25 protein-coding genes are annotated in these 26383 nt (G+C 69.7%); 9 read left to right on the forward strand and 16 right to left on the reverse strand.

The window, feature by feature from the left end; all coding sequences use genetic code 11:
• The first annotated feature begins 7 nt into the window (after window positions 1–7).
• On the forward strand, window positions 8–280 hold the full coding sequence (locus tag ACPEH1_RS00325; protein WP_017354363.1) for an SHOCT domain-containing protein: 273 nt from the start codon (window positions 8–10) through the stop codon (window positions 278–280).
• 39 nt (window positions 281–319) lie between these two features.
• Here ACPEH1_RS00325 and ACPEH1_RS00330 read toward each other — a convergent pair whose 3' ends face one another.
• Window positions 320–1186, reverse strand: coding sequence for a PD40 domain-containing protein (locus tag ACPEH1_RS00330; protein WP_017354364.1), 867 nt, complete (start codon window positions 1184–1186; stop codon window positions 320–322).
• 54 nt (window positions 1187–1240) lie between these two features.
• Between ACPEH1_RS00330 and aroE the strand changes: the two genes are divergently transcribed.
• The 3 genes from aroE (at window position 1241) to dinG (ending at window position 4670) form a co-directional block, all read left to right on the forward strand.
• Window positions 1241–2086 (forward strand): shikimate dehydrogenase, encoded by an 846-nt coding sequence (aroE, locus tag ACPEH1_RS00335; RefSeq protein WP_017354365.1) that lies wholly within the window; start codon window positions 1241–1243, stop codon window positions 2084–2086.
• An 18-nt stretch (window positions 2087–2104) separates the two neighbouring features.
• Window positions 2105–2440, forward strand: a complete 336-nt coding sequence (locus tag ACPEH1_RS00340) for a hypothetical protein (RefSeq protein ID WP_312707787.1) — start codon at window positions 2105–2107, stop codon at window positions 2438–2440.
• A 127-nt stretch (window positions 2441–2567) separates the two neighbouring features.
• A complete protein-coding gene (gene dinG, locus ACPEH1_RS00345; protein ID WP_017354367.1) occupies window positions 2568–4670 on the forward strand; it encodes an ATP-dependent DNA helicase DinG in 2103 nt (700 codons plus the stop codon).
• Between the two features lie 100 nt (window positions 4671–4770).
• Here dinG and ilvD read toward each other — a convergent pair whose 3' ends face one another.
• On the reverse strand, window positions 4771–6609 hold the full coding sequence (ilvD, locus tag ACPEH1_RS00350) for a dihydroxy-acid dehydratase (protein ID WP_017354368.1): 1839 nt from the start codon (window positions 6607–6609) through the stop codon (window positions 4771–4773).
• A 215-nt stretch (window positions 6610–6824) separates the two neighbouring features.
• Here ilvD and ACPEH1_RS00355 point away from each other — a divergent pair, with 215 nt between their 5' ends.
• Genes ACPEH1_RS00355 through ACPEH1_RS00365 form a run of 3 tightly spaced genes read left to right on the forward strand, consistent with a single transcriptional unit; the run spans window position 6825 to window position 9238 of the window.
• Window positions 6825–7388 carry a DUF1190 domain-containing protein gene (locus ACPEH1_RS00355; protein ID WP_017354369.1) on the forward strand — a complete coding sequence of 188 codons (564 nt, stop codon included), beginning with the start codon at window positions 6825–6827 and terminating at the stop codon, window positions 7386–7388.
• A 3-nt stretch (window positions 7389–7391) separates the two neighbouring features.
• A complete protein-coding gene (locus ACPEH1_RS00360) occupies window positions 7392–8570 on the forward strand; it encodes a glutathionylspermidine synthase family protein (RefSeq protein WP_136006023.1) in 1179 nt (392 codons plus the stop codon).
• A complete protein-coding gene (locus tag ACPEH1_RS00365; protein ID WP_017354371.1) occupies window positions 8570–9238 on the forward strand; it encodes a hypothetical protein in 669 nt (222 codons plus the stop codon). Before ACPEH1_RS00360 ends, ACPEH1_RS00365 begins: the two co-directional genes overlap by 1 nt.
• A gap of 12 nt (window positions 9239–9250) precedes the next feature.
• On the opposite strand, the gene ACPEH1_RS00370 is transcribed toward ACPEH1_RS00365, so the two are convergent.
• From ACPEH1_RS00370 to ACPEH1_RS00410, 9 genes are all read right to left on the reverse strand, one after another.
• The gene (locus tag ACPEH1_RS00370; RefSeq protein WP_017354372.1) at window positions 9251–10549 is read right to left on the reverse strand and encodes a DUF58 domain-containing protein; all 1299 of its coding nucleotides are present in this window, start codon (window positions 10547–10549) and stop codon (window positions 9251–9253) included.
• A complete protein-coding gene (locus ACPEH1_RS00375; protein ID WP_313241628.1) occupies window positions 10546–11559 on the reverse strand; it encodes a MoxR family ATPase in 1014 nt (337 codons plus the stop codon). The genes ACPEH1_RS00370 and ACPEH1_RS00375 overlap by 4 nt, the downstream gene beginning before the upstream one ends.
• Window positions 11556–12719, reverse strand: coding sequence for a DUF4350 domain-containing protein (locus tag ACPEH1_RS00380; RefSeq protein WP_136006018.1), 1164 nt, complete (start codon window positions 12717–12719; stop codon window positions 11556–11558). Before ACPEH1_RS00380 ends, ACPEH1_RS00375 begins: the two co-directional genes overlap by 4 nt.
• Window positions 12716–14365 (reverse strand): DUF4129 domain-containing protein, encoded by a 1650-nt coding sequence (locus ACPEH1_RS00385; protein ID WP_423715048.1) that lies wholly within the window; start codon window positions 14363–14365, stop codon window positions 12716–12718. Before ACPEH1_RS00385 ends, ACPEH1_RS00380 begins: the two co-directional genes overlap by 4 nt.
• The gene (locus ACPEH1_RS00390) at window positions 14355–15347 is read right to left on the reverse strand and encodes a stage II sporulation protein M (protein ID WP_017354376.1); all 993 of its coding nucleotides are present in this window, start codon (window positions 15345–15347) and stop codon (window positions 14355–14357) included. Before ACPEH1_RS00390 ends, ACPEH1_RS00385 begins: the two co-directional genes overlap by 11 nt.
• Window positions 15344–16033, reverse strand: a complete 690-nt coding sequence (locus tag ACPEH1_RS00395) for an RDD family protein (protein ID WP_017354377.1) — start codon at window positions 16031–16033, stop codon at window positions 15344–15346. The genes ACPEH1_RS00390 and ACPEH1_RS00395 overlap by 4 nt, the downstream gene beginning before the upstream one ends.
• Window positions 16034–16225: 192 nt before the next feature.
• Window positions 16226–16756 carry a gamma carbonic anhydrase family protein gene (locus ACPEH1_RS00400; RefSeq protein WP_017354378.1) on the reverse strand — a complete coding sequence of 177 codons (531 nt, stop codon included), beginning with the start codon at window positions 16754–16756 and terminating at the stop codon, window positions 16226–16228.
• Window positions 16757–16847: 91 nt separating this feature from the next.
• The gene (mnmG, locus tag ACPEH1_RS00405) at window positions 16848–18737 is read right to left on the reverse strand and encodes a tRNA uridine-5-carboxymethylaminomethyl(34) synthesis enzyme MnmG (protein ID WP_017354379.1); all 1890 of its coding nucleotides are present in this window, start codon (window positions 18735–18737) and stop codon (window positions 16848–16850) included.
• Window positions 18738–19232: 495 nt separating this feature from the next.
• Window positions 19233–19763, reverse strand: coding sequence for a hypothetical protein (locus ACPEH1_RS00410; RefSeq protein ID WP_153165080.1), 531 nt, complete (start codon window positions 19761–19763; stop codon window positions 19233–19235).
• Window positions 19764–19909: 146 nt separating this feature from the next.
• Here ACPEH1_RS00410 and ACPEH1_RS00415 point away from each other — a divergent pair, with 146 nt between their 5' ends.
• Both ACPEH1_RS00415 and ACPEH1_RS00420 read left to right on the forward strand, forming a co-directional pair.
• The gene (locus tag ACPEH1_RS00415) at window positions 19910–20869 is read left to right on the forward strand and encodes a pyridoxal-phosphate dependent enzyme (protein ID WP_017355746.1); all 960 of its coding nucleotides are present in this window, start codon (window positions 19910–19912) and stop codon (window positions 20867–20869) included.
• Window positions 20854–21474 carry a YdcF family protein gene (locus ACPEH1_RS00420; RefSeq protein ID WP_017355745.1) on the forward strand — a complete coding sequence of 207 codons (621 nt, stop codon included), beginning with the start codon at window positions 20854–20856 and terminating at the stop codon, window positions 21472–21474. The genes ACPEH1_RS00415 and ACPEH1_RS00420 overlap by 16 nt, the downstream gene beginning before the upstream one ends.
• Window positions 21475–21507: 33 nt before the next feature.
• On the opposite strand, the gene bioC is transcribed toward ACPEH1_RS00420, so the two are convergent.
• From bioC to bioB, 5 genes are all read right to left on the reverse strand, one after another.
• A complete protein-coding gene (gene bioC / locus ACPEH1_RS00425) occupies window positions 21508–22392 on the reverse strand; it encodes a malonyl-ACP O-methyltransferase BioC (RefSeq protein WP_166473551.1) in 885 nt (294 codons plus the stop codon).
• Window positions 22393–22428: 36 nt separating this feature from the next.
• Window positions 22429–23211 (reverse strand): SDR family oxidoreductase, encoded by a 783-nt coding sequence (locus tag ACPEH1_RS00430; RefSeq protein ID WP_423715050.1) that lies wholly within the window; start codon window positions 23209–23211, stop codon window positions 22429–22431.
• A 58-nt stretch (window positions 23212–23269) separates the two neighbouring features.
• Window positions 23270–24031: a pimeloyl-ACP methyl ester esterase BioH gene (gene bioH, locus ACPEH1_RS00435; protein WP_153165077.1), complete on the reverse strand. Its 762-nt coding sequence runs from the start codon at window positions 24029–24031 to the stop codon at window positions 23270–23272.
• A 16-nt stretch (window positions 24032–24047) separates the two neighbouring features.
• The gene (gene bioF, locus ACPEH1_RS00440) at window positions 24048–25250 is read right to left on the reverse strand and encodes an 8-amino-7-oxononanoate synthase (protein WP_017355741.1); all 1203 of its coding nucleotides are present in this window, start codon (window positions 25248–25250) and stop codon (window positions 24048–24050) included.
• Between the two features lie 95 nt (window positions 25251–25345).
• Complete coding sequence (gene bioB, locus ACPEH1_RS00445) at window positions 25346–26380, reverse strand: biotin synthase BioB (RefSeq protein ID WP_312708917.1); 1035 nt, start codon at window positions 26378–26380, stop codon at window positions 25346–25348.
• Window positions 26381–26383 lie beyond the last annotated feature (3 nt).

Here is a 26383-nt window from a genome sequence, read left to right on the forward strand (position 1 = left end):
GACGACGATGATGCAGACGATGGGGTGGGTGCAGTGGATCACCTGGGGCACGGGCGTACTCGCCTTCGCGGTGGTGATCGGCCTGGTGATCGGCGGCGTGCGTCGAGCCGCCCGACGGGCGCCCGAGCAGCCATCGGCCGCCGCGCGCGTGGCCCGCGAAGCGCAGCTTTCACCGGCCCTGCAGGCACGACTGGCCGCGTTGAACCAGCGCAAGGACAACGGCGAGATCAGTGAAGCCGAGTACGAACGGCTGCGTGCAGACCTGTTGCAGCAGCCATAGCGGCAGCGTGGGCCGGCCGCAGGTCGGCTGCTCCGCCCCTCACCGGCACCCGGCTACCGACGGTGTCCGGATCCGATACAGATCCACTCCGCCCGCCCGGGGCGCCCGCGCCTGACCCGCCAGCACCAGCTCGGATGGCTTGGACGCATCCACCACCGGCGCGCCGGTCTGGCCCTCGGCGGTGTTGAACGACAGCGTCAGCGGCACCGCGGCCTGGCGGTGATCGCAGCCCACCAGCCACACCTGCGACTGGCCCTCGGCCACGCGGGTGATGGCCAGCGCACCGTCGTTGCCCAGCCATTCGCCACCCAGTTCGTCGGCTGGGCCATTGAGCGGGGCTGGCAACGCGGTCACCGCAGCGAAACCGTTGCCCTGCACCGCCGCCTGGAACAGATCGAACCCGCCGCGGGTGCCGGCGCCATCGCGCGCGAACAACAGGGCCTGCCCATCCGGGCGCAGTGCCGGGCGACGCTCGTTGGCCCGGGTGTTGATCGTGACCGGCAGCGCCATCACCGGCCCGAAACCGCCGTTGGCCTGTACCGCCACGGTGTACAGATCGACGCCGCCGCGCCCGCCGGGCCGGTTGGAGGCGAAGTACAGCCAGCGCCCGTCGTGGCTGAAGTAGGGATCGATTTCATCGCTGCCGGTGTTGAGCGCCAGCGGGGTGGGGTCCTGCCAGCGCCCGTCGCGCAGCACGGCCTGCCAGAGGTCCCAGCCCCCGGCGCCGCCGCTGCGGTCCGACGCCCATACGATGCGCTGCCCGTCCGGCGCGACGGTGGCCTGGGCCTCGTTGGCCTTGGTCGAAACCACGCCCATGCCTTCGATGCCGAACTCGGAAAGCGCCATCGCACCCGGTACGAAGAGTAAACTCAGGCTCAGCGCGAGCAGTGACAGGGGAGTGCGCATCGTCGCTTCCGTTGGGGTTTGCGTTCCAATCCAGGCCCGGAGTTTAAGACACCCATGACCGCCCGTTACGCCGTATTCGGCCAGCCCATCGCCCATTCGCAGTCGCCGCACATCCATGCCGCCTTCGCGCGCCAGGAAGGCATCGCGCTGGACTACCGCGCCATCGAGGCGTCGCCGGCCGGGTTCACCGCCGCGCTGGAGGCATTCGCCGCCGATGGCGGTGTGGGCGCCAACATCACCGCTCCGCTCAAGGAAGCGGCGTTCGCGCTGTGCCAGACCTTCACCTCGCGGGCCAAGCTGGCCGGCTCGGTCAACACGCTGCTGCGCAAGGGCGATTACTGGCACGGCGACACCACCGACGGCGTCGGCCTGGTCCGCGACCTCACCGAACGCCATGAGCTGGACCTGCGCGGCCGCCGCGTGCTGCTGCTCGGTGCCGGCGGCTCGGCGCGCAGCGTGGCGCCGGCCCTGCTCGATGCCGGCATCCGCGAGCTGGTGGTGGTGAACCGCACCACCGAGCGCGCCGACGCGCTGGTCGATGCCATCGGCGAACCGGGGCGCGCGCTGAGCCGCTACTGGGACGACCTGCGCGACCTGGGCGACTTCGAGCTGATCGTCAACGCCACCTCGGCCGGCCGCGACCGCGAGGCGAAGTTCGAGCTGCCGCTGTCGCTGGTCAACAGCATGACCACCGCGGTTGACCTCAATTACGGCGACGCGGCCATCGCCTTCCTGGCCTGGGCGCGTGCGGCGCAGTGCCGCAACACCGTCGATGGCCTTGGCATGCTGGTGGAGCAGGCCGCGGCCAGCTTCCAGCAGTGGCACGAGGTGCGCCCGCAGACCGACGCCGTGTATGCCGAGCTGCGCACCACGCTGGCGCCGCTGGCCGGGCAGGACTGACCGGGAATGGATACCGGGATGTTGATGACGATGCTGAGTCTGGTGGGCGTACGCCTGCCGATCCTGATCGCGCTGGGCGTGGCCCTGGTGTGGGTGGTGGACAGCCCGCGCGGCGCGGTCCGCACCGCGGCGCTGTCCGGGCTGGGCATCCTGGCAGCCACCTGCATCCTCGGCATGGTGGTGTCGCTGCTGCCGGTGTGGTGGATACAGCAGAACCAATACGAGAACCTGCAGTCGCTCAGCCTGTGGCTGGGCGTCGCCCACTTCGGCCTGTCGCTGGCCGAGGCATTCGGCCTGGTGCTGGTGGTCTGGGCGATGACCCGCGCGCTGCGCCAGCGCGGCACGGCCGGCTGACCCTGCGTGCGTGGCGCCGCCGGCTGTGCCGGCGTGCGCCGCGTCGCGGAACTGAACCAATGCCGGCCACGGCCATGCCCTGGGCATGAGAAAATACCGGACGTGATTCAGGCAGGACCCTCCCGGCGTGACCGAAAAAGTTGAAGCCCCGCGCGCGCTGAACGACGAGCTCAAAACCGTCATCCGCGATGCCTACGCCAAGCTGCAGGCCAATACCCCCGGCTTCAGCACCCGGCGTTCGCAGAGCCAGATGATCGGCGTGGTCTCGCGTGCGCTGTCGCACAGCGGCGGCGTTGGCGTGGTCGAAGCGCCCACCGGCGTGGGCAAGTCGCTGGGCTACCTGACCGCCGGCGTGCCGATCGCACTGGCCACGAAGAAGAAGCTGGTGATCAGCACCGGCACCGTGGCGCTGCAGTCGCAGCTGTTCGAGCGCGACATTCCCAATTTCCTCAAGGCCACCGGCATTGAAGCCACCGTGGCGCTGGCCAAGGGACGCACCCGCTACCTGTGCACGCGCAACGCCGCTGAGGCGCATGGCGATGGCGCGCAGGAAGGCATGTTCGAGGACGAGCAGCCGCTGTTCGATCGCCCGCTGGCACCGATCGAGATGGATCTGGCGCAGTCGCTGAGCAAGGCCTTCCTCGAAGGTCGCTGGAACGGTGACCTGGACAACGCGCCGGAAACGATCAGCAACACCCTGCGCTCGCGCATCACCACGCCGGCGTCGGGCTGTGCCGGGCGCAAGTGCGCGTACTCGGCGCAGTGCGCGGTGCTGCGCTCGCGCAACACGGTGCGTGAGGCGCAGATCGTGGTCACCAATCACGCGCTGCTGCTGTCGGCGCTGTCGATCGGCGACAGCGACAACGGCCAGCCGCTGATCGCCCCGCCCGGCGACATGCTGCTGGTGCTCGACGAAGGCCATCACATCGGCAATGTCGCCATCGATCAGGGCGCGGCCAGCCTGGCGATGGACGAGATGGCCAAGCGCACCGGCCGGCTGCAGATCGTGATCGCGGCGGCCTACCGCGCCGTGGACAAGGACAAGCTGGGCAATCTGCTGCCCAACGAAGCGATCGAGGTGGCGGCGCGCGTCAGCAAGCAGCTCAAGGCCTTCCGCGATGTGGTCGGACGCAGCTGGCAACCTGATCCGTCGGCGCAGGAGCCGATGTGGCGTGCCCCGAACGGACGCCTGCCGGACATCTGGATGGCCGACATCGAGGCGCTCGCCGACGACACCCGCGCGCTGTTCAACTGGGCCCATGCCGCGCATGCGCAGGTGGCCAAGGGCAAGCCAGAGGATGCCGCGCGCGAGCGCCTGCAGCGCACGCTGGGCATGGCGTTGGAAATGATCGAGCAGCAGCACAACCTGTGGGCGGCCTGGCGCCGCGAGGACAAGGACGGCCAGCCACCGACCGCACGCTGGGTCACGCTGTCGCGCGACGGCGACCTGATCCTGCACGGCTCGCCGGTGTCGGCGGCCAACGTACTGCGCAAGCTGCTGTGGGACGAGGTGGATTCGGTGGTGATGACCTCCGCTACCCTCACCGGCGGTGGCGACTTCCAGGCGCTGGCGATCGACAACGGCATCCCCGCCGAGGCGGAGATGGTGTCGCTGGCCTCGCCATTCGACCTGCCCAACCAGGCCGAGCTGATCGTGCCGGCATTCCCGGTGACGCCCGACGACCGCGAGCGCCACCCCAAAGAGGTGGCCAAATACCTGGTCAGCGAACTGGATTGGGGCAAGGGCAGCATCGTGCTGTTCACCTCGCGCTGGAAGATGGAGAAGGTCGCCGAGCTGATGCCGGCCGCCGAGCGCAAGCGGGTGCTGGTGCAGGGCGAAAGCGCCAAGCAGAAGATGATCGATGAGCACCTGCGGCGCACGGCGGCGGGCGAGGGTTCGGTGCTGTTCGGCCTGAACTCGTTCGGCGAAGGCCTGGATCTGCCCGGCGAGGCGTGCACCACCGTGGTGATCACCCAGGTACCGTTCGCGGTGCCGACCGACCCGCAGACCTCCACGCTCGGCGAGTGGTTCGAAAGCCGCGGGCTGAACGCCTTCAACCTGATCGCCATCCCCCACGCGCTGCGCACGTTGACCCAGTTCGCCGGCCGCCTGATCCGTACTTCGACCGACACCGGCCGCGTGATCATCCTCGACTCGCGGCTGCTGACCCGTCGATACGGCAAGCGCATCATCGACGCGCTGCCGCCGTTCAAGCGGGTGATCGGGTAACACGCGGCGCTTCGCGCGCACCGGTCCGGCGGCGCAGAAGGCGGCGTGCGTCGCGCGGGCGGGGGTCAGGGCCGGGCGGACCTTCTCGACGCAGCCGGGCTCAGTCCTCCAGCTTCGCCAGATCCCGCACCGCGCCCTTGTCGGCACTGGTGGCCAGCAGCGCATACGCCTTCAGCGCGCCGGTGACCTTGCGCGGGCGCGCCTCGCGCGGTTTCCAGCCCAGCGCGTCCTGTTCGGCGCGGCGTGCCGCCAGCGTGGCGTCATCCACCCGCAGATCGATGCGCCGTGCGGGGATGTCGATGCGGATGCGGTCGCCGTCGCGGACCAGGCCGATGGTGCCGCCCGAGGCTGCTTCCGGTGAGGCGTGCCCGATGGACAGGCCCGAGGTGCCGCCGGAGAAGCGGCCGTCGGTGAGCAGGGCGCACTGCTTGCCCAGCCCCTTGGATTTCAGGTAGCTGGTCGGGTACAGCATCTCCTGCATGCCCGGGCCACCGCGTGGGCCTTCGTAGCGGATCACCACCACGTCGCCGGCCATCACTTCATCGGCGAGGATGCCGCGCACGGCGTCGTCCTGGCTTTCGAACACGCGCGCGTTGCCTTCGAACACGTGGATGGATTCATCCACGCCGGCGGTCTTCACCACGCAGCCATCCACGGCCAGGTTGCCGCGCAGCACCGCCAGCCCGCCTTCGGCGGAGTAGGCATTGGCGACATCGCGGATGCAGCCTTCGGCACGGTCCACGTCCAGTGTCGGCCAGCGCGTGGCCTGGCTGAAGGCGACCTGGGTCGGGATGCCGGCGGGACCGGCGCGGAAGAAGTCGTGGACCGTCGCATCGTCGCTCACGGCGACATCCCAGCGTGCGATCGCCTCGGCCAGCGTGCGGCTGTGTACGGTGGGTACGTCGGTATGCAGCAGTCCGCCGCGGGCGAGTTCGCCGAGGATGCCGTACACGCCGCCGGCGCGATGCACGTCTTCCATGTGGTACTTCGGCGTGTTCGGCGCGACCTTGCACAGCTGCGGCACGCGCCGCGACAGCGCATCGATGGCATGCAGATCGAAGTCCACCTCCGCCTCCTGCGCCGCGGCCAGCAGATGCAGGATGGTGTTGGTCGAGCCGCCCATCGCGATGTCCAGCGTCATCGCGTTCTCGAAGGCGGCACGCGTGGCGATGCCGCGCGGCAGCGCGCGCGCATCCTCGCCGCCGTACCAGCGGTGGCACAGTTCCACGATCAGGCGCCCGGCGCGGCGGAACAGCTGCTCGCGGTCGGCATGCGTGGCCAGGGTCGAGCCGTTGCCCGGCAGCGACAGGCCCAGCGCTTCGGTCAGGCAGTTCATCGAGTTGGCGGTGAACATGCCCGAGCACGAGCCGCAGGTGGGGCAGGCGCTGCGCTCGTACTCGGCCACCTTCTCGTCGCTGGCGCTTTCATCGGCTGCGATCACCATCGCATCCACCAGGTCCAGCTTGTGCTCGGACAGCCGCGTCTTGCCGGCTTCCATCGGCCCGCCGGAGACGAACACCACCGGGATGTCCAGGCGCAGCGCGGCCATCAGCATGCCGGGGGTGATCTTGTCGCAGTTGGAGATGCACACCAGCGCATCGGCGCAGTGCGCGTTGACCATGTACTCCACCGAGTCGGCGATGATCTCGCGGCTGGGCAGCGAGTACAGCATGCCGTCGTGGCCCATCGCGATGCCATCGTCCACCGCGATCGTATTGAACTCCTTGGCCACGCCGCCCACCTGCTCGATCTCGCGCGCCACCAGCTGGCCGAGATCCTTCAGGTGGACGTGCCCGGGCACGAACTGGGTGAACGAGTTGGCGATGGCGATGATCGGCTTGTGGAAGTCGCCATCGGTCATGCCGGTGGCGCGCCACAGGGCGCGGGCCCCGGCCATGTTGCGGCCGGCGGTGGACGTGCGGGAGCGGTATTCAGGCATGGGGGCTGGCAGGATCTGGCGGGCGGTGGGGGCGCGTTTCGCCTCGATTCTGCCCAAAAATTGCGGTTGCGTTTGCAACCACCTGCCCCCGGCAGGCGACCGCTCCGATAGGCTGCATCCTGAAATGCCGTTCATCTTTTCGGCTTTGCCGATTTCGGTTGTTCGCGGCGATGAGGCATCATGGAGCGGATAACCGCACGAGGGGGCATGACGCCATGAAACGTTCCAGGACCACCGCGCTGCTGCTGATGAGCGCCGCGCCGCTGCTGTTCACCGCCTGCCAGAAGGACGAGGCCGTCCAGGTGCAGGAAGGGTTGTACACCTCGGTGCAGGCCTGCACCGACGCCACCGGCGACCCGTCCAGCTGCCGCGCGGCTTTTGCCGAGGCACAGAAGCAGTCGGCCGATGCCGCGCCGAAGTACGCCTCGCGCGAGGCCTGCGAGGCCGACTACAACGCCGAGCAGTGCGTGGAACAGAAGACCTCGACCGGCCACTCGTTCATCGGCCCGATGATGATGGGCTTCTTCATGTCGCAGATGCTCAGCAACCGCGGCGCCGGTCTGGCGCAGCAGCCCTCGGCGGCCCCGGCCTACCAGGACAAGGCCAAGGGCTGGGCGCGTCCGGCCCCGGGCGGCAGCGGCGGGCTGAATACCGCCAGCGGCATCGGTGCCGGCAAGGCGGGCCTGGCCCCGGTCAGCGCCACCCCGAACCGCGCGGTGACCGCCAGCCGTGGCGGCTTCGGCAGCACCAGCAGCAACCGCAGCAGCGTCGGCGGCTGATCGATGCAGCGCGTCCGTATTGCCGAGCGCAGCCAATGGCGCGCCCGGGCCGAGGAGTCGGGGTTCGCCTTCCACACCATCGATGGCCTGCCGTACTGGGATGAGAGCGCGTACTACGCCTTCACCCTGCGCCAGATCGAGCAGGACATCGAAGACCCCAGCGCCGAGCTGCATGCGATGGCGATGGACCTGGTCGAGGACGTGGTGGGCAGCCAGCAGTTGATGGAACAGCTGGCGATCCCGCCGGCGTTCCGCGACTGGATCGCCGACAGCTGGCGTCGGCGCGAGCCGCACCTGTACGGTCGGCTCGACTTCGCGTACGACGGCACCGGTCCGGCCAAGCTCTACGAGCTCAATTACGACACCCCGACCTCGCTGTTCGAGGCGTCGTTCTTCCAGTGGCAATGGCTGGAAGACCAGCGCAACCAGAACCGTCTGCCGCCGCACGCCGATCAGTTCAACGCCATCCACGAGGCGCTGGTCGAGCGCTTCGCCGCGCTGTCGGCGCAGCTGCCGCCGCCGCTGTACTTCAGTGCCGTGGGTGCCTCGGTCGAAGACCAGGGCACGGTGGCCTACCTGCGCGACTGTGCGGCCCAGGCCGGGCTGCGTGGCGAGTCCATCGCGATCGAGGACATCGGCCTGTCCGAGGACGGGCGCTTCACCGCGCTGGACGACACGGTGATCGGCAGCCTGTTCAAGCTGTACCCGCTGGAAGACCTGATGACCGAATCGTTCGGCCAGGCGCTGCCCGGCTCGGGCGTGCAGCTGCTGGAACCGGCGTGGAAGGCGATCCTCAGCAACAAGGGCGTGCTGCCGTTGCTGTGGGAGCGCCATCGCGGCCACCCCAACCTGCTGGCCGCCGACTTCGACGACGGCAGCGCACTGCCGGCCGGCTGGGTGCGCAAGCCGCTGTTCTCGCGCGAAGGCGCCAACGTGGCCATGCACCTGGCCGATGGCAGCTGGCAGGAAAGCGAAGGCCCGTACACCGGTCCGGCGATCCGCCAGGCCGCCCATCCGCTCACTGCGTTCGAGGGTGGCTATCCGCTGGTTGGCAGCTGGATCGTGGGCGACCAGGCCTGTGGCATGGGCATCCGCGAAGACAACAGCCGCATCACCCGCGACAGCGCCCGCTTCGTCCCGCACGCGATCATCGACGAAGCGCCAACCCGCATCTTCGTCTGATGGCGGTGGCGCGCAACCGCAGCCTGCGCCCCGGGCCAGTGGCGGGGCGCCACCTGGACGACGGGCATGGCCTGTGGCGCTACGCCGACCGCATCGCCGTGCGCTGCCACCGGTGTGCCGCGCCCGGCTGGGTGGTCAGGGGATCCAGGACGGCCGGCTTCCGCTGCCTGTCCTGCAGTCTGGTGCTCGAAGAAGGAAACGCCTGCGGCTGCGGCTGCTGTGGCGCCGGGACGTGGGTGGGGCCGGTGCGCTACAGCGGGCGGCGGCCCTGCGGCTACTGCGGGCACCAATGGCTGCACGCGCAGGCGCATCGCGCGGTGGCCTCCCCGCCCCTGCAGGCGCTTCCGGTTGCCTGCGCCCAATGCGGGCGCAGCAGCGATGTCAGTGTGAGCGTGCAGCCGGTGCGCGATGCCGAATCGAATGACCCGTACTTCGGCATGCCGCTGCTGCTGGTCGAGCGCACCCGCGCCGGGCTGCTCTGGGCCTACAACCAGGCGCATCTGCAGGCGTTGCACGACTATGCCGGTGCCATGCTGCGCGAGCGCGCCGGTGTCACCAATGGCTCGATGTTCTCGCGCCTGCCGCACTGGATGAAGCTGGCCCGCAACCGCGCGCTGCTGCAGAAAGCCACCGCGCGCCTGATCGCCAAGGCCAACGCCATCCGCTAGGTACCGACCGCCCTAGAGCAACCCGTCGCGCTTGACCGCCAGATACCGCTCCACCAGCGCGCCAGGCAGCGCATCCGCAGTCACATCCAGCACCATCACCCGATGGCTGCGCAGCGCCTCATGCGCTTCATTGCGCTGTTGCAGGTAGCGCGCGATGGCGCCGGCCCGGATGGCGTCCTCCATGCTCTCCACCGGCTCGGCGAGCGCATCATCCAGTTCCCGCTCGCGCAGGCTGGCCACGCACACCAGGTGCTGGCGCTGCAGCAGGCGCACGGCCGCCAGCAGGTCTTCGATGTCTTCATCGCGCACGTTGGTGACCAGCATCACCAGCGAGCGGCGGCGCTGGCGCAGGCTCAGCTCGGTGGCCGCGGCCAGATAGTCGGTCGCTACCGGGCGTGCCTGCAGGTCGTGGCTGGCGCGCAGCAGCGTATCGATCGCGCCCATGCCGCGTTGCGGCGCGACCCAGCGCTGGTCGCCGCCACTGGCGAGCAGCCCTACGCCGTCGCCCTGGCGCAGCGCCAGGTAGGACACCACCAGCGCCGCGTTGAGGACATGATCGAAGTGCGACAGACCGCCCTCGCTGGCCATCATGCGACGACCGGTATCGATCATCAGCACCATCTGCTGGTTCTTCTCGTCCTGGTACTCGCGCGAGATCAGCTTGCGCGCGCGCGAAGTCGCCTTCCAGTCGATCTGCCGCAGGCTGTCGCCGACGCGGTACTCGCGCATCTGGTGGAAATCGGTACCTTCACCACGGCGGCGCTTCAGGTGCGCCCCGACCAGTCGCGAGGCCTGTTCGGCGCTGAACAGCGCGAAGCGGGTCAACGGCACAAAGTTGGGGTACACCCTCACCGCCAGCGTTGACGGCAGGGTGCGCCGTTGCCGCCACAGACGCCACGGCGCGTGCACGCGCAGGTGTACGCCGTCGAACAGGAAGCGGCCGCGCGCCGTCGGGGTCAGCGTGTAGTCCACGCTGCTGGCCACCATCGGCTTGAGCGACAACGCGCGCGGCAGGCCCTTCACGGCCCACGCGCCAGGAACCAGATCGAACACGTCCACGCGCTGGCGCAGGCTCGATTCCAGCCGCAGCGTGACGCTGCGGTCCACGTTCAGCGCCAGCGCTTCGGGCAGTGCGCGCTGCACGCTCGGAGAGGGCTGCCGCCACAGGCGCACCAGGTCGATCAGCGCGAGCCCGGCGATGCCGGCGGCGAGCATCCACCAGACGCGCACGGGCCACAGCCCGAACGCGACCGGCAGCCCGCACAGGCCCCAGCCGCACAGCAGTGCCAGCAGCGGCGGGGCCGGCCTCATTTGCGCGGCGCTTCCACCTTGGCCAGCAGCGCGCCCAGCGCGTCGTCGGCGGACTGGCCTTCGATCTGCAGTTCGGGGGCCAGCGCGATGCGGTGGCGCAGGGCGGGCTTGGTGATGTCGCGGACATCATCGGGGGTGACGAAATCGCGACCGGACAGCACTGCCTGTGCACGCGCGGCACGCACCAGCGCGATGCTGCCGCGCGGGCCTGCACCCAGCGCGATGCCCGGCCATTGGCGCGTGGCGGCAACGATGCGCACCGCATAGTCGATCACTTCGGGGTCCACGGTGATCGCTGCGGTGGCCCGCTGCAGTTCCACCACATCGGCCGCGCCGAGCACGCGCGGCACCTGCGACAGATCGAAGTCGCCAGCGCTGCGGCCGGTGGTGATCGCATCGACCATGCGCTTCTCGTCTTCCAGCGCCGGGTAGTCGATGATCACCTTGAGCAGAAAGCGGTCCAGCTGCGCCTCGGGCAGGGGATAGGTGCCCTCCTGCTCCACCGGGTTCTGCGTGGCCAGGGCCAGGAACGGCGGCGACAGCGGGAACGCCTTGCCCTCGATGGTGACCTGGCCTTCCTGCATCACTTCCAGCAGGGCCGACTGGGTCTTTGCCGGCGCGCGGTTGATTTCATCGGCCAGCAGCAGGTTGGTGAACACCGGGCCGCGGCGGATCTTGAAGCTCTCGGTCTTCGGGTCGTACACCGCATGGCCGCTGACGTCGCTGGGCATCAGGTCCGGGGTGAACTGCACGCGTCCGTAATCCAGCTCCAGTGCCTGGGCCAGCGCGCGTACCAGCAGGGTCTTGCCCAGGCCCGGTACGCCTTCGATCAGCACGTGGCCGCCGGCCAGCAACGCGATCAGGATCTGGTCGAGCACGTCGGACTGGCCGATGAACGCGCGGCCGACCGCCTCGCGCACGGCGTCGACGCGGTCGATCAGCGACGTGCCGGACACGGAGGCAGGTGAGGCATCGAGAGACGGTGGCGTGGAAGCGATGGGATCGGTCATAGCAGGTTTCTCATCTGGATCAGCAGGCGGATGCGGTCGCGCAGGCCGGCGACGTCGTGGGCAGCGGGCGGCTGCAGGGCAATGCGGACGCGGTCGTGCGACCACTGCAGCAGGGTGGCGATGGCGTGGATCCGGGCGTCGCCCCCCAGCGCCGCGGCGGTCGGTGCACGTCGGCGCAGGCGGTTGAGGAAGGCCTGCCGCACGGCGTCGTACAGCAGCGGTGCCTTGCCGTAGCGGAGCAGGTGCTCGCCGCTGGCGCGGACATGTTCGAGCAGCGAGCGGCGTTCGACTGCAGGCGAGGGCAGCAGGCTGCCCATGCGTTGCGCGCGCAGCCACAGCCAGCCCAGCAGCGCCAGCAGCAACGGCACCCACACCGGCCAGCCATCATGGAACACGCGCTGCCACAGCGAGGGCGGGCGCGTGCCATATACCAGCCATACCGTGCCCTTGCCGTAGTTGGGCGCGAGCACGTAGCGGGCAAGATCGCGATGGGCCTTGTCGTGGAGGCCGTCCACGCCCGGTGCCGCGCTGTTCTTCATGAAGTTCAGGTCGGCGAGCACATCCACGGTGCCGGCGGCACGGCGCAGCCGGACGAACACGTGGCCGTGCTCCTCATCGCGCCACGCCTGTGCCACACGGATGCCGGTCGGTGGATCGACATCGAAGCGGCGGCTGTCGCAGAACTCGACGTGGTTGACATCGTCGGCCACATGGAATGGCGCGCACGCGTTGCGTCGCGACGTCCCGTCGACGCCGAGCATATCCAGCAGCGGGCCATTGTCCGCTGTGTCGTCCGCCGCGTCGTCGGCGGTGAGCGGGGTCGTGCGGACGATCAGGTGACCGCCGCGCTCCACCCAGTCCAGCAGCGCGCGCGCCGTGGTCGGCGGCAGCGCGGCACTGTCCTGCAGCAGCACCACAGTGTCGTGCGGCTGCAGTGCCATCGCCGTCAGGTCCAGGCGCGGTCGCGCATTCGCCTCCAGGCCGTCGGCGCGCAGCGCCTGGCCGAGCACGTACAGCGGGTTGTAGCGGGCTTCGCCCTGCGGCGGCAGCGTCTCCACGCGGGTCACGCGCTCATGCGTGCGCAGGAACAGGATGGTCAGCGGCACTGCCACGACCAGCAGCAGGGCCACCGCCAGCAGCCAGCGCAGACGCGTCCTCATGCCTGCCACCGGAACTGCTCGCGCAGGCTGCCGGCGAGCGCATCGAACTCGGCGTCATCGGGCAGGCGGCCGGCGTACGCCGCGTACTGCCAGACCCGCACGACGCGGGCGAACGCTGTGCGGTCGCCTTCGTCGGGCATGCGTCGGGCCGCGCGCAGGCACTGCGCTTCGGTGGCGCCGGGCGGCAGGCTGACCTGCGCACGCTCGCTCATGCTCTCCACGCTGGCCCGGTACAGCAGCGCCAGAGCCTGGCGCGGCCGTCCCTGCTGCCACAGTGCGCGCGCGCGCGTTGCCACATCCGGCGGCACCACGTCGGGCAGGGTGATCGCGTCCTCCTGCACGGGCGTTGCCTCCTTCTCGCGCCGCCGACGGCCGCTGCCGCGCAGCCACGGCAGCCAGCGTCGTGTAGTCAACAGCAGAATCACCACCAGCACGCCCACGAACGCCCACAGACCCCATTCGGCGATCTGCGCCGACCACTGTGCCGCCGTTTTCGTGCGCGCGCTGCGTTCGGTCGGACGGGCATCCAGTTCCTTCTTCTTCTTTTTGTCCGCAGCGTCGTCGGGAATGCGCCGCCATTCGGTGACGGTGCGGGTCGGATGCTGCAGCGGATCCTCGTAGGCGCGCTCCACGGCCTGGCGGAAGCCGGCGGTGTCCACCGGATCGTTGCCGAAGATCGATGGTGCGTCGCGCGGCGGGGTCTGCCCGCCCTCACGGCGCTTCTGGATGCGCTCGCGGATCTGCGCCTCCTGTACGTCGGCATCGCCGCCGGTGGTGTCCGTATCGGGCGCGGTGTCGTCGACCGTGTTGGCGGGGGGTGCCTGCTGGGCATGCAGCACGCCGGCCGGCCAGGCAAGCACCAGCGCCAGCATCAGCAGCGGCGCGGCCTGGCGCAGGCGTTCGCGCAGACGTCGGAAGGCGATCTCCACATCCCACGCTTCCATCTCGGTGCGGCGGTTGAGATACAGCCCGAAGCCGGCGCCCACATGGAACGGGCCGATCAGCGTGGCGGCTGCCCAGCACAGCAGGTTGAAGCAGAGTTTCGCCCAGGCTGGCGTGTCTTCACCCACCATCGCCCATGCCGCACGCCACGAATCGGGCAGCTGTTCGAACGGCACCAGCATGAACACCCCGGCGATCGCGCCGACCACCAGAACCACCTCGAACGTCATCGCCACCAGGGTCAGCATCAGGCTGTGGCCGAGCGTGCCATTGAGGATTGCGCGGCGTCGGTCGCGGCGATGCACCGGGTCGGCGCCTTCAAGCAGGTTGACCGGCAGCATCACCGTGCGCATCGGACTCGGCCGGCGCCAGCCCAGGTAACCCCAGAAGCCCTGCCAGCCCCAGTGCCGCTGTGCGCGCAGCGTATCGAGCGTTCCGGGTGTTTCGCCGAACACGCCGCGGGAGATCACGTACAGCGCCACGCGCTCGAACAGGGGCTTGAGCCACCACATCGCCAGCCACGCCAGCGCGAAGGCATCGGCCCACCAGGCCAGGGTGTTGAGCGCCACGAACACCGGCAGCGCCAGCAACAGCCAGGGCGTCCAGATCGCCACGGCATGCCGGCGCACCAACGCCGTGCCCAGTTCCATCGCCTCCCAGCCCGAGCGCGCACGCAGGACCACGTTGAGCTGGTCAATCCGCACGCGCACCTCCGCGTCCGCCGCGCCAGAGCCACAGCAGCACCAGCGTCCACAACACCGCGGCCACGCTGTACTTGCCCCAGGCCGGCACGTCGGCGATGGATGACCAGAACGCCTCGATGAAGGCGGCCACGAGCAGCATCGCCGCCACGCCCAGGCAGAGCCGGGCACCGATCACGCCACCCTCGACCAGCGCGTCGATGCGCCGTCGGCGGCCGGGCGCCAGCAGTTTCATGCCCAGCTGCAGACCGGCGCCACCGGCGATGACGATCGCGGTGAGTTCGAACGCGCCGTGGCCGACCACGAAGCGCCAGAAGGGATCACCGTGGCCGACGTGCTGCAGGTGGCCGGCGACCGCGCCGATGGTCAGGCCATTGAACAGCAGCACCAGCAGGGTGCCGACGCCGGCCAGCAGGCCGCTGGCGAAGGTGCGCAGACCGATGCTGATGTTGTTCATGATGTAGTAGCCGAACATCATCCAGTCCGTACCGCTGTCGCGCCCCAGGTGTGGCGATGAGGGGTCGTACATGCGCTCCATGCGGGCGATCTCGTCGTTGCCCATCAGCAGATGGATCAGCTCGGGGTGCCATTGCAGCGCCGCGAAGGTGCCCACCAGCGGGATCACGAATACGGCGGTGGCCACCCACATCGCACGGGCCTGGCTGCGTACCAGCTGCGGGAAGTCGGCGAACAGGAATTCCACCGCACGTCGCCAGCGTGGTGCGGGCGTGCGGTAGAGCACGCCGTGCCCCTGCTGCATGAGCGACTGCAGGCGCGCCACCAGCTGCGGGCTGTAGCCGCGCCTGCGCGCCAGTGCCAACTGCTGACAGAGGCGACGGTAGCGCTGCGGCATGTCCGCATCGTCCAGGCCATCAGGGTCGGGGGTACGCCGCGCCCGGCGCGGATCGCGGCCGCGGATCGCCAGCCAGCGCTCCAGCGCCTGCCATTCGGGCTGATACCGGGCGACGAACTGTTCCTGCTTCATCGGCGGCCCAGCAGCCAGTTGGCCATCGCATACAGGCGCAGCACGCCCACCTGGCCGTGGCCGCCGCTCAATGGCGTGAGCAGCCCGGCCAGTTCCTGCTGGCGCGGGCCGGGCAGGCGCGGTGCGCGTTCAGCGAAGGCGATCAAGGCAGCCTGTTCGGCCGGCTGCAGCGGCTGCGGCGGCGGCAGCACGCTGTCGATGGCCAGGGTCCCGCCATCTGCCGGCGCGCCGATGTGGATCACCACAGTGCGCGCCACCATGTCGCCCAGCCGCCGGCCATGCGCGTCGAACAGGCATGACAGCAGGCCCAGCGCGTAGCCGAACGGCAGCATGTCCACGGTGCGCAGGAGATTGCGGGTTATGGCGGCCATCCAGCCCACCGGTGCGCCGTCCTGCGCGACCACGCGCAGGCCCATCGCGCGCTTGCCGATGGTCTGGCCCCACAGCGCTTCCTGCACGATGGTGTAGGCCCAGAACATCAAAAACAGCAGCCCGAGGTACAGGCCCTGGCCGAAGTCGCCAAGGAAGGCCAGTGGAACGCTCATCACCGACAACGCGCCGAAGCGGATGGCGAAGTCGATGGCCCAGGCCAGCGCGCGCGGCAACGGGCCGGCGGCCGGCAGGTGCAGCGGCACGCCTTCGGGCGTGATCACTTCACGGTAGGTGTCCAGCATCGGTACGCTCATCGGCGCGCGCACCGGTGGGGCATGGCTCGACAGTGGTGGAAGGCGGAATGCCGGAATCCTCTCCGGTCGGCTGCCTGCACGGGCATGCGGTTCTCGACTGCGTCCTGGTCGGCTGAGGACTTTACCGTGCGCGACCGCCGATGCCCAGCGATGGCCAGGACAGCGAACGCAAGCCGACAGCGTGCGTCGCGATCAGGCCAGATACTTGTCCTTCAACCGCACGTAGTGATCGGCCGAGTAGTGCAGCGCCTCGATCTCTTTGTCGCGCAGCGGGCGTGCCAGGCGGGCCGGATTGCCGAGCCACAGCTCGCCCTCGCCGACCACCTTGCCCGGCCCGAGCACCGCACCGGCACCCAGGAAGCCGTGGGGCTTCACTTCGGCGCCGTCGAGAATGCACGCGCCCATGCCGATGAGGCTGTAGTCGCCGATGGTGCAGGCATGGATGATGGTGCCGTGGCCGACCGTGACACCTTCGCCGATCAGCGTCGGGTAGCCCCCCATGTTGAACGGACTGTGGTGGCTGACATGGATGATCGTGCCGTCCTGGATGTTGCTGCGCGCGCCGATGCGCACGTAATTGACGTCACCCCGGATCACCGTGCCCGGCCACACCGAGACGTCATCGCCCAGCACGACATCGCCGATCAGGGTGCAGGCCGGGTCGATGTAGCAGCGCTCGCCGAGCACCGGCAGTGTGTCGAGGAAGGGGCGGATCGGGCTCACATGGTCTCCAGGCAATCGCACGCCACGGTGGGTGCATCGGCATGATACCGCGTGGCCTTTCCGCTCCCGGCGTGTGCACGCCGGTGGTGCATCACGCCACGCGGCTGCGGCGTGCGCGCTCCAGGTGCACCAGCAGCAGCGAGATGGCCGCCGGGGTCATGCCGGGGATGCGCTGGGCCTGGCCGATGGTCTGCGGGCGCACGCGCTCGAGCTTCTGCTGCACCTCGGCCGACAGCCCACGCACGCCGGCATAGTCGAAATCGCTGGCGATCGCGGTGTTTTCGTGGCGCTGCTGGCGCTCGATCTCCTCGCGCTGGCGGTCCAGGTAGCCGGCGTACTTCACCCCGATCTCGACCTGCTCGGCCACTTTGGGGTCGTCCACGGCCGGGCCGAGCGAGGGCACCTGCATGAGCGTGGCGTAATCCAGTTCGGGGCGCTTGATCAGGTCGAGCACGTTGGTCTCGCGGCTGACTGCCACGCCCAGGGTGGTTTCAACCTCGCGGCCCAGCGCATTGCCCGGGGTTGCCCACAGCGCCCGCAGGCGTGCCGACTCGCGGGCCACGGCCTCCTGTTTGGCCTGGAACGCCGCCCAGCGGCGGTCGTCCACCACGCCCAGTTCGCGGCCGATGCCGGTCAGGCGCACGTCGGCGTTGTCTTCGCGCAGCTGCAGGCGGTACTCGGCGCGGCTGGTGAACATGCGGTACGGCTCGGTCGTGCCGTGGGTGATCAGATCATCCACCAGCACGCCCAGGTAGGCTTCGTCGCGGCGCGGGCACCAGCCCGCTTCGTCGCGGCAGGCGCGCGCGGCGTTGAGGCCGGCGAGCAGGCCCTGCGCGGCTGCCTCCTCGTAGCCGGTGGTGCCGTTGATCTGGCCGGCGAAGAACAGGCCGGACACGCTCTTGGTTTCCAGGGTGTTGTTCAGGCCGCGCGGATCGAAGAAGTCGTACTCGATCGCGTAGCCGGGCCGGGTGATGTGCGCGTTCTCGAAGCCGGCGATGCTGCGCACCAGGTCCAGCTGCACGTCGAACGGCAGCGAGGTGGAGATGCCGTTGGGATAGATCTCCACCACATCCAGCCCTTCGGGCTCGACGAAGATCTGGTGGCTGGCCTTTTCGGCAAAGCGCACCACTTTGTCCTCGATGGAGGGGCAGTAGCGCGGGCCGATGCCCTCGATCTGACCGCTGTACAGCGGCGAGCGGTGCAGTGCGCTGCGGATGATCTCGTGGGTGCGCTCGCTGGTGTGGGTGATCCAGCAGCTGACCTGGGCCGGGTGATCGGCTGCATCGCCCAGGAAGGACATCACCGGACGCGGGGTGTCGCCAGGCTGTTCGGCCATCACCGAATAGTCCAGCGAACGGCCGTCGATGCGCGGCGGGGTGCCGGTCTTGAGCCGGTCCACCACGAACGGGCGTTCGCGCAGGCGCGCGGCCAGGGTGGTGGCCGGCGGATCGCCCATGCGGCCGGCGGCGTACTGGGTCTGACCCACGTGGATCTTGCCGGCCAGGAAGGTGCCGGCGGTCAGCACCACCGCCTTGGCATGGAAGCGCAGGCCAGTCTGGGTGATGGCGCCGCGGACCGCATCGCCCTCGATCACCAGGTCGTCCACGGCCGCCTGGAACACGGTCAGGTTCGGCTGCGCTTCGACCATCCGGCGCACCGCCATGCGGTACAGGTTGCGGTCGGCCTGGCAGCGCGTGGCGCGCACGGCAGGGCCTTTGGAGGCGTTGAGGGTGCGCCACTGGATGCCGGCGCGGTCGGCGGCATGCGCCATCGCCCCGCCGAGGGCGTCGATCTCTTTGACCAGGTGACCCTTGCCGATGCCGCCAATGGCCGGGTTGCAGCTCATCGCACCGATGGTTTCCACATTGTGGGTCAGCAGCAGGGTGCGGGCCCCGCTGCGCGCGGCCGCCAGCGCGGCCTCAGTGCCGGCATGGCCGCCGCCGATGACGATGACGTCGTGATGATGGAAGGAATCGGACATGGCGATGGGGCTCGGGGGGACGGGGCCGAAGGGCCTTGGATTCCCCCCCGGGGAGGGGGACGGGTGGCGATTTTAGCGCCAATCGGGCTCGGGTCGAAAAATTACCCTCAAGTTGGCACGCAATCTGCAGATAACCCAATAGCACCCATCGTGGCACGCGCCACTGGCACGACAGACCGGAATTGGAACAGGGGCTGGTCTACGCGCACGCTGGGGAAGCGAAGGGGCCGGTAGTCGGGGGACTGCCGGCCCTGTTTTTTCAGCCTGCGGCCCAGCGCCGGTCTCCCCGAACGACAGAAGGCCCCGCACGAGCGGGGCCTTCTGCGTTTTGGGTGCCGACATCCGACAGGGCCGGAACAGGGGGGATCCAGATGTTCCTGTCGGATATCGACGTAGAGCTTGATGTGACGCGTTGTGTCGCTTTTGTCACTTTGCGACGGCGACCGTCACCACCCGGCTAGATTGAACCGCCCGGTGCGTGAAAATCAAGTCAGCTCAGCGCTCATTTGTGCGCTGGTTCGCATTGTTGAGCGTTCGCCACGGGGAACCGTTCATTCTTTGCCCCGCAGGACGCGGCGCCTGCGCCGGACGGGCCTGGGCCGGCATCGACGGGCGCTGCTGCGGCGCGGGCCGCTGCTGCGGGGGACGACCCAGCGAGTCCATGTTGCGCCAGGGGGAGCCACCGTTGTTGTCCGGGCGCGGCCGATCCGGGCGCGGCGGGCGGTCCGGCCGCGGGCCATTGCCGTGGTCGGGACGCGGCGGCGGGCGGTGGTTGTGCGGCGGGCGGTAGTTCGGATACGGCCGGTACACGGGGTAGCCGTAGCCGCCGCCGTAGCCGTAATAGCCGTAGCCGCCACCGTAGTAGCCGCTGCCATAGCCGTACGGATAACCGGCCGGGTAGCGGTATTCCACCGACGGTGCACCGTGGTAGTAGCCACTGCCGGCGCCACCGCCGACATAGTCGTAGGTCGCGCAGCCGGACAGGGCCAACATCAGGCCACCGGCAAGGATCAGGCGCATCTTCATGATCGGGTCCCCCCAAGGGTATGAGGCCAGCTTCGGCCTGCGGCATTGAATCGGCCCTTAATCCCGCCCGATCCGGATGAATGGCCGCCATGTTGGCATGTACGGGGGAGGCGATGCCAACCGGGGCCATACGTTAATCTTGCGTCATGAGCGATTCACCCTTGCCCTGTGTCGACGACGTGCTGGCCGCCGCCGCGCGCATTGCCCCACATGCCCGTGTGACCCCGGTGCTGCGGTCGCGCACGCTGGATGCGATGAGCGGTGCCGAGCTGGCGTTCAAGGGCGAGCACCTGCAGCGCGGGGGGGCCTTCAAGTTCCGTGGCGCCTGCAATGCGGTCTGGGCGATGGACGACGCACAGGCGGCGCGTGGCGTGGTCACCCATTCATCGGGCAACCACGGCGCCGCGCTGGCGCTGGCGGCCCGTACGCGCGGGATCGCCTGCCATGTGGTGGTGCCCGAGGGTGCGGTGGCCGCCAAGCTGGCCAACATCGTCCGCCACGGGGCCACCCTGTGGCGCTGCGAGGCCTCCATCGCCGCCCGTGAAGCAATGTGCGCGCAGGTGCAGGCCGAGACGGGCGGCACGCTGGTGCATCCCTATACCCACAGCCACGTGATCGCCGGGCAGGGCACTGCCGCGCTGGAACTGCTGCACGGCCACGGTCCGTTCGACACCCTGGTGGTGCCGGTGGGCGGCGGTGGCCTGGCGGCGGGCACCGTGCTGGCCATGCAGGCGCTGGCGCCCACCGCGCGGCTGGTGCTGGCCGAACCCGAGGGGGCGGCCGACACCGCGCGTTCGCTGGCCGCCGGCGAACGCCGCGTGGACATCACCCCGGACACCGTCTGCGACGGCCTGCGCGGCACCCTGGGCCAGCCCAACTTCGCGCTGCTGCAGCCTGCGGCGTCGGTGCTCACGGTGCGTGACGCCGACACCGTGGCGGCGATGCGGCTGATCTGGCAGGTGCTCAAGCAGGTGGTGGAGCCGTCGTCGGCGATCGCCCTGGCGGCCATTCTGGGCGCACCGGAACGCTTTGCCGGGCAACGGGTGGGCGTGGTGCTGTCCGGCGGCAATGTGGATCTTGACGCCCTGCCGTGGAGCGCGGCATGAGCCGCCGTGGCCGGGTGGGCCGGGTGGGCATCCTGGGCTGGCTGTGGCGCCTGTGCATCCTGCTGGTGGCCTGGCTGCTTGGGGTGACGGCCTGGATCGTCTGGATCGGTGAGCGTGACCAGGCCGCGCAGGCCGACGCCATCATCGTGCTGGGTGCGGCGGCGTACGACGCCAAGCCGTCACCGGTGTTTGAAGAGCGCATCCGCCACGGCCTGGACCTGTACCAGAAGGGGTACGCGCCACTGCTGATCTTCACCGGCGGCTACGGCGGCAGCGGCGCGCGCTTCTCCGAGTCGCAGGTGGCACGCCGCTATGCGCTCAAGCAGGGGGTGCCGGACGAGGTGATCCTGATCGAAACCGCCTCGCGGACCACCCGCCAGAACCTGATCGAGGCCCGCCGCCTGATGCAGCAACGCAAGCTGCACCGGGTCATCATCGTCAGCGATCCGCTGCACATGGCGCGCGCGCTGCGGCTGTGCAAGGAACTGGGCATTGATGCGCTGGCGTCCTCCACGCCGAGCACCCGTTTCCGCAGCTTCCACACCAGCTGGCGCTTCCTGGCGCAGGAAATCTATTTCTTCCACCGCGACCTGTTCCCGTCGTAACGCGCACCCGCGCCGGTGGGGCCGAGCCTGCGGTCAGGTGGGCCTGCGGCGGATCGGGATCGCCGACACCGGCACGCTGGCGATGTCGTGCCCGCGCTCGCGGATCGGCGCGCCCGGGTCGGGTGCCCAGGCGTGGGCGTAGATCACTTCCCAGCTGCTGGGCAGCTTGCCATCCTCGCGCCGCAGCGGCTCATAGGCGGCGCGGGCGGCATCGAAGCGGCCCCGCCCGGTCAAAGTGTGGCGGCGGTCGTGGCGGGCGTTGGTGGCGCCGATCGCCTGCAGTTCGCGCATCAGCGCGGGCAGGTCGTCATAGGTCAGGGTGAACAGATCGCGGTCCAGCACCGGATCGCGGAAACCGGCCATCATCAGCGCATCGCCGAACTGGGCAATGGGCGCGAACCGGCTGACATGCGGCACCGCATCGGCCTGCGCGAACGCGTCGCGCAGCTCGATCAGGGTCTCCGGGCCGAACGTGGAGCACACCAGCAGTCCACCAGGCTTGAGTACGCGGCGGAACCCGGCGAATACCGCCGGCAGATCGTCCACCCACTGCAGGCACAGGTTGCTGTAGATCAGGTCCACGCTCTGGTCCTGCAGCGGCAGCGCCTGCGCATCGGCGCAGACGCGTGCGAACGGCTTCCACCAACCCGCCTGCTTCTTCGCTTCGCGCAGCATCGGCTCGGCCAGATCCAGTGCAATCACCTGCGCCTTGGGCCAGCGCTTCTTCATCGTCGCGCTGGCATGGCCGGTCCCGCTGCCGATGTCCAGCACCACCTGAGGCTGGCGCTCGCCCAGGTAATCCAGCGATTCCAGCAGGCGCTTGGCCACCTCGCGCTGCAACGCTGCGGCGGCGTCGTAGCGGCTGGCGGCACGCGAGAACGCGCGGCGGACGTGGTGGGGATCGAAACTGGACGTCATGGAAGGCTCACTGCATAAACGGGGGTGGGACGGAAGTCAGAAGGTGCCGGGGTAGGCACCGCCATCGATGAGCAGGTTCTGCCCGGTGATGTAGCCGGCATGCGCGCTGCACAGGAAGGCGCAGGTGGCGCCGAACTCGTCGGCGCTGCCGAAGCTTCCGGCGGGAATATGGGTACGCTTGCGCTCGGCCAGCTGGCCGGCATCGATGCCCTGCTGCTGTGCCAGGTAGGCGAAGTTGCCGCGCAGGCGATCGGTGTCGAACTGGCCTGGCAGCAGGTTGTTGATCGTGACGCCGTGGGCGACGGTGCGGCGCGCGATGCCGGCCACGACACCGGTCAGCCCCGAGCGGGCACCGTTGGACAGGCCCAGCACGTCGATGGGCGCCTTCACCGAGGAGGAGGTGATGTTGACGATGCGCCCGAAGCCGCGCTCGATCATGCCATCCACGGTCAGGCGGATCAGGTCGATGGGCGCCAGCATGTTGGCGTCCAGCGCGGCCAGCCAGTCCTCGCGGGCGAACTGGCGGAAATCGCCGGCGGGCGGTCCGCCGGCGTTGTTGACCAGGATGTCCACCTGCGGGCAGGCCGCCAACGCGGCCTGGCGACCTTCGGGTGTGGTGATGTCGGCGACCACGGCCACCACCTGGCGTGCGCCGGGCAGGGCCAGCAGTTCCAGACGCGCCCGTTCCAGCGCAGCCTCACCGCGCGCGGCGATCACCACGTTGACGCCTTCGCGCACCAGGGCCCGCGCGCAGCCCAGCCCGAGGCCTTTGCTCGCGGCGCAGACCAGGGCCCAGCGGCCGGCTATTCCAAGATCCATCGTCAGTCTCGCGGGAAAGGGCGGAAAGGCATTTTCGGCGATGCGTGGCGGTGATGGCTCAGCCCAGGCCGGAAACAAAGTGTTGCAGGTGGCGGGCAACCTCGTCGGCATGGCCCAGGAACGGGGCATGGCCGCCGTGGGCGATGGTGTGCATCTCTGCCGCCGGCGTCAGCGCGGCCGCTGCCTGCATCGTGCGCGCCGCCACCAGCCGGTCGCGTTGCCCGGCCAGCCACAGGCTGGGCGTGCGCAGGGTCGGCAGGGCGCCGCGCAGGTCACTGGCTTCCAGCAGCCGCAGGCCGTCGTTCAGCGCGTGCGGCGCGGGTTCGCCACGTGCCACCAGCATCTCGCGCAGCGTGCGCAGTTCCTGCTTGGCATGCTCGGAGCCCATTGCATCCAGGGCCAGGAAGCGTTCCAGGGTGCCACGATAGTCGCGGGCCAGGTCCTGGCCGAACTGTTCGAACACGCTCGCCTCGACGGCGTCGGGCCAGTCCACCGCGCGCACGAAGCACGGCGTCGCGGCGATCATCACCAGCGCGCGCACCTGCGGCAGCGTGGCCGCCGCATGCAGCGCGAACAGACCGCCGAGCGACCATCCGCACCACACTGCCGGCGGCGTGGCGGCAGCGATCGCGTTGACCACGTAGGGCAGCCGCAGGGGCGTGGCGTCGTCGCGGCTGGCGCCGTGGCCGGGAAGGTCGACCAGATGCAGCTGGAAGCGGTCGGCGAGCCGCTCGACCAGCGGCGCGAACACGCCACCATGAAGGGCCCAGCCGTGGATCAGCACCAGTGCCGGTCCCTGTCCCACCACCTCGATCTGCATGCTTACCGCCTCTGCCTCATGCCGACAGGGCCTGCTGGTGCAGAACGCTGTCGCGTGCATGGGCGATGGCGTCGATCAGCGCGCGCACCTGGGCCGGGGTGTGCAGTGCCGACAACGTCACGCGCAGCCGCGCCTTGCCTTCGGGCACCGTCGGCGGGCGGATCGCGGTGACCAGGAAACCGGAGGTCTCCAAGGCGGCCGACATCGCCATCACGGTGGCCTCGGCACCGCACAGCAACGGCTGGATCGGCGTATCGGAGGCCATCAGGTCCAGCCCGTGCTGGCGCGCGCCGGCGCGGAACACGCCCACCAGTTCGGCCAGCTTCTCGCGGCGCCAGTCGTCACGACGGGCCAGCTTCACCGCGGCCAGCGTGGCGGCCGCCTGCGCCGGCGGGACGGCCGTGGTGTAGATGTAAGGACGCGCGGTTTCGGCCAGGTGCTGGATCATCGCCTCGTCGCCGAGCACCACCGCACCGCTGCCGCCCAGCGCCTTGCCGAACGTGGCCAGCTGCAGCGGCACATCGTCCACGCCCAACCCGGCCTCGGCCACGCAGCCGCGGCCGTGTTGACCGATCACGCCCACGCCGTGCGCATCGTCCACGTACAGCATTGCGCCCTGCATCCGTGCCACCAGCGAGAGGGAGCGCAGCGGGGCAAGGTCGCCATCCATGCTGAACACGCCATCGGTGGCCAGCATCGCCGCGCCTTCCGGCGCATGTTTGAGCTGGCGCATCGCGCCTTCGGCATCCAGGTGCGGGTAGCGGCGCAGGCGGCAGCCGGCCAGGCGCGTCGCATCGAGCAGGCTGGCATGGTTCAACCGGTCCTGCACGCAGACATCGTCTTCTTCGCTGAGCAGCGCCTGCTGCACGGCCAGGTTGGCGGCGAAACCGCTGCCAAACAGCAGCGCGCGCGGGTAGCCCAGCCACTCGGCCATCTCGCGTTCGAGCGCGTCATGCAGTGCGTGGTGGCCACAGACCAGGTGCGAGGCGGTGGCGCCGGCACCCTCGCGCGCAGCGGCGTCCTGCAGCGCGCTGACCACGCCGAACTGCTGGGACAGGCCCAGGTAGTCGTTGCTGCAGAAGCCGGTGAGCCACTGGCCATCGATCTCCAGCCGCACGCCGTCGCGCCGGGTCACCGTGCGACGCACGCGGATGCGTCCCTGGGCGTCGCGGAGCTTGCGCTGGGCCTGGATGCGGTCGTGCAGGTCGGGACGGGCCATGAGCGTGGTGGGCATGGGCGGCTGGGAAGATCCGTAGCGTACCCGGTTGCCGGGCCTGGCGCTGCCTGGCCCGGCCGGGCGGCCGATCGGCCGGCTCAGGCGGCCCGCCCGCAGCCGCCCGACGTGGTGATCCCGGCGTGGACCGTGCCCGGGCGATCGAGGTCGGCGGCGTCCACCCGGACCGGCATCGGGCGCAGGCCCAGCCGCTCGAACAGGGCCAGGTCGCGCTCAGTATCGGGATTGCCGGTGGTCAGCAGCTTCTCGCCGTAGAAGATCGAGTTGGCTCCGGCCAGGAAACACAGCGCCTGCAGCTCATCGCTCATCGCCTCGCGCCCGGCCGACAGCCGCACCATCGCGCGCGGCATGGCGATGCGGGCCACGGCAATCATCCGCACGAACTCGAACGGGTCCAGTTCGGCGGTGCCATGCAGCGGCGTGCCGGCCACCTGCACCAGCCGGTTGATCGGTACCGAGTCCGGGTGCGCCGGCAGGTTGGCCAGCGCCAGCAGCAGGCCGGCGCGGTGCTCGCGGGATTCGCCCATGCCGACAATGCCGCCGCAGCAGGTCTTCAGCCCGGCCTCGCGCACGTGCTCCAGCGTGTCCAGGCGGTCCTGGTACTGGCGCGTGTGGATGATCGAATCATAGAAGTCCGGCGCGGTGTCCAGATTGTGGTTGTAATAGTCCAGCCCGGCGTCGCGCAGGGCGGCCGCCTGGTCGCCGCTGAGCATGCCCAGGGTGGCGCAGGTCTCCAGGCCCAGCGCCTTCACCTCGCGGATCATCGCCGCCACCTTGGGAATGTCGCGCGCCTTGGGCGAGCGCCACGCGGCGCCCATGCAGAAGCGCGAGGCGCCGGCGGCTTTGGCCTGCCGGGCCCTGGCAACCACGTCCTCGGTGGCCATCAGCTTCTGCGCATCCACCCCCGTGCTGTAACGCTGCGCCTGCGGGCAGTAGGCGCAGTCTTCCGGGCAGCCGCCGGTCTTGACCGAGAGCAGCGTGGAGACCTGGACTTCAGCCGGATCAAAGTGCGCGCGGTGCACGCTGGCGGCCTGGTGCAGCAACGCGGGCAGCGGCAGGGCGAACAGGGCCAGCAGTTCGTCGCGGTGCCAGTCGTGGCGGATGACGGAAGGCATGGG

The sequence above is a fragment of the Stenotrophomonas sp. NPDC077421 genome (assembly GCF_049545505.1).
Classification (GTDB): domain Bacteria; phylum Pseudomonadota; class Gammaproteobacteria; order Xanthomonadales; family Xanthomonadaceae; genus Stenotrophomonas; species Stenotrophomonas nematodicola.

Excerpts from the sequence above, each read along its gene's own strand:
- ACPEH1_RS00395 (WP_017354377.1), bottom strand. The coding sequence starts at position 16,033 with ATGAGCGTACCGATGCTGGACACCTACCGTGAAGTGATCACGCCCGAA.
- ACPEH1_RS00375 (WP_313241628.1), bottom strand. The coding sequence starts at position 11,559 with ATGACCGATCCCATCGCTTCCACGCCACCGTCTCTCGATGCCTCACCT.
- ACPEH1_RS00430 (WP_423715050.1), bottom strand. The coding sequence starts at position 23,211 with ATGGATCTTGGAATAGCCGGCCGCTGGGCCCTGGTCTGCGCCGCGAGC.
- bioC (WP_166473551.1), bottom strand. The coding sequence starts at position 22,392 with ATGACGTCCAGTTTCGATCCCCACCACGTCCGCCGCGCGTTCTCGCGT.
- mnmG (WP_017354379.1), bottom strand. The coding sequence starts at position 18,737 with ATGTCCGATTCCTTCCATCATCACGACGTCATCGTCATCGGCGGCGGC.
- ilvD (WP_017354368.1), bottom strand. The coding sequence starts at position 6,609 with ATGCCTGAATACCGCTCCCGCACGTCCACCGCCGGCCGCAACATGGCC.
- bioH (WP_153165077.1), bottom strand. The coding sequence starts at position 24,031 with ATGCAGATCGAGGTGGTGGGACAGGGACCGGCACTGGTGCTGATCCAC.
- ACPEH1_RS00340 (WP_312707787.1), top strand. The coding sequence starts at position 2,105 with ATGTTGATGACGATGCTGAGTCTGGTGGGCGTACGCCTGCCGATCCTG.
- ACPEH1_RS00330 (WP_017354364.1), bottom strand. The coding sequence starts at position 1,186 with ATGCGCACTCCCCTGTCACTGCTCGCGCTGAGCCTGAGTTTACTCTTC.
- ACPEH1_RS00365 (WP_017354371.1), top strand. The coding sequence starts at position 8,570 with ATGGCGGTGGCGCGCAACCGCAGCCTGCGCCCCGGGCCAGTGGCGGGG.
- bioF (WP_017355741.1), bottom strand. The coding sequence starts at position 25,250 with ATGGCCCGTCCCGACCTGCACGACCGCATCCAGGCCCAGCGCAAGCTC.
- ACPEH1_RS00360 (WP_136006023.1), top strand. The coding sequence starts at position 7,392 with ATGCAGCGCGTCCGTATTGCCGAGCGCAGCCAATGGCGCGCCCGGGCC.
- ACPEH1_RS00325 (WP_017354363.1), top strand. The coding sequence starts at position 8 with ATGATGCAGACGATGGGGTGGGTGCAGTGGATCACCTGGGGCACGGGC.
- ACPEH1_RS00410 (WP_153165080.1), bottom strand. The coding sequence starts at position 19,763 with ATGAAGATGCGCCTGATCCTTGCCGGTGGCCTGATGTTGGCCCTGTCC.
- bioB (WP_312708917.1), bottom strand. The coding sequence starts at position 26,380 with ATGCCTTCCGTCATCCGCCACGACTGGCACCGCGACGAACTGCTGGCC.
- ACPEH1_RS00380 (WP_136006018.1), bottom strand. The coding sequence starts at position 12,719 with ATGAGGACGCGTCTGCGCTGGCTGCTGGCGGTGGCCCTGCTGCTGGTC.
- ACPEH1_RS00370 (WP_017354372.1), bottom strand. The coding sequence starts at position 10,549 with ATGAGGCCGGCCCCGCCGCTGCTGGCACTGCTGTGCGGCTGGGGCCTG.
- ACPEH1_RS00415 (WP_017355746.1), top strand. The coding sequence starts at position 19,910 with ATGAGCGATTCACCCTTGCCCTGTGTCGACGACGTGCTGGCCGCCGCC.
- ACPEH1_RS00390 (WP_017354376.1), bottom strand. The coding sequence starts at position 15,347 with ATGAAGCAGGAACAGTTCGTCGCCCGGTATCAGCCCGAATGGCAGGCG.
- ACPEH1_RS00355 (WP_017354369.1), top strand. The coding sequence starts at position 6,825 with ATGAAACGTTCCAGGACCACCGCGCTGCTGCTGATGAGCGCCGCGCCG.
- aroE (WP_017354365.1), top strand. The coding sequence starts at position 1,241 with ATGACCGCCCGTTACGCCGTATTCGGCCAGCCCATCGCCCATTCGCAG.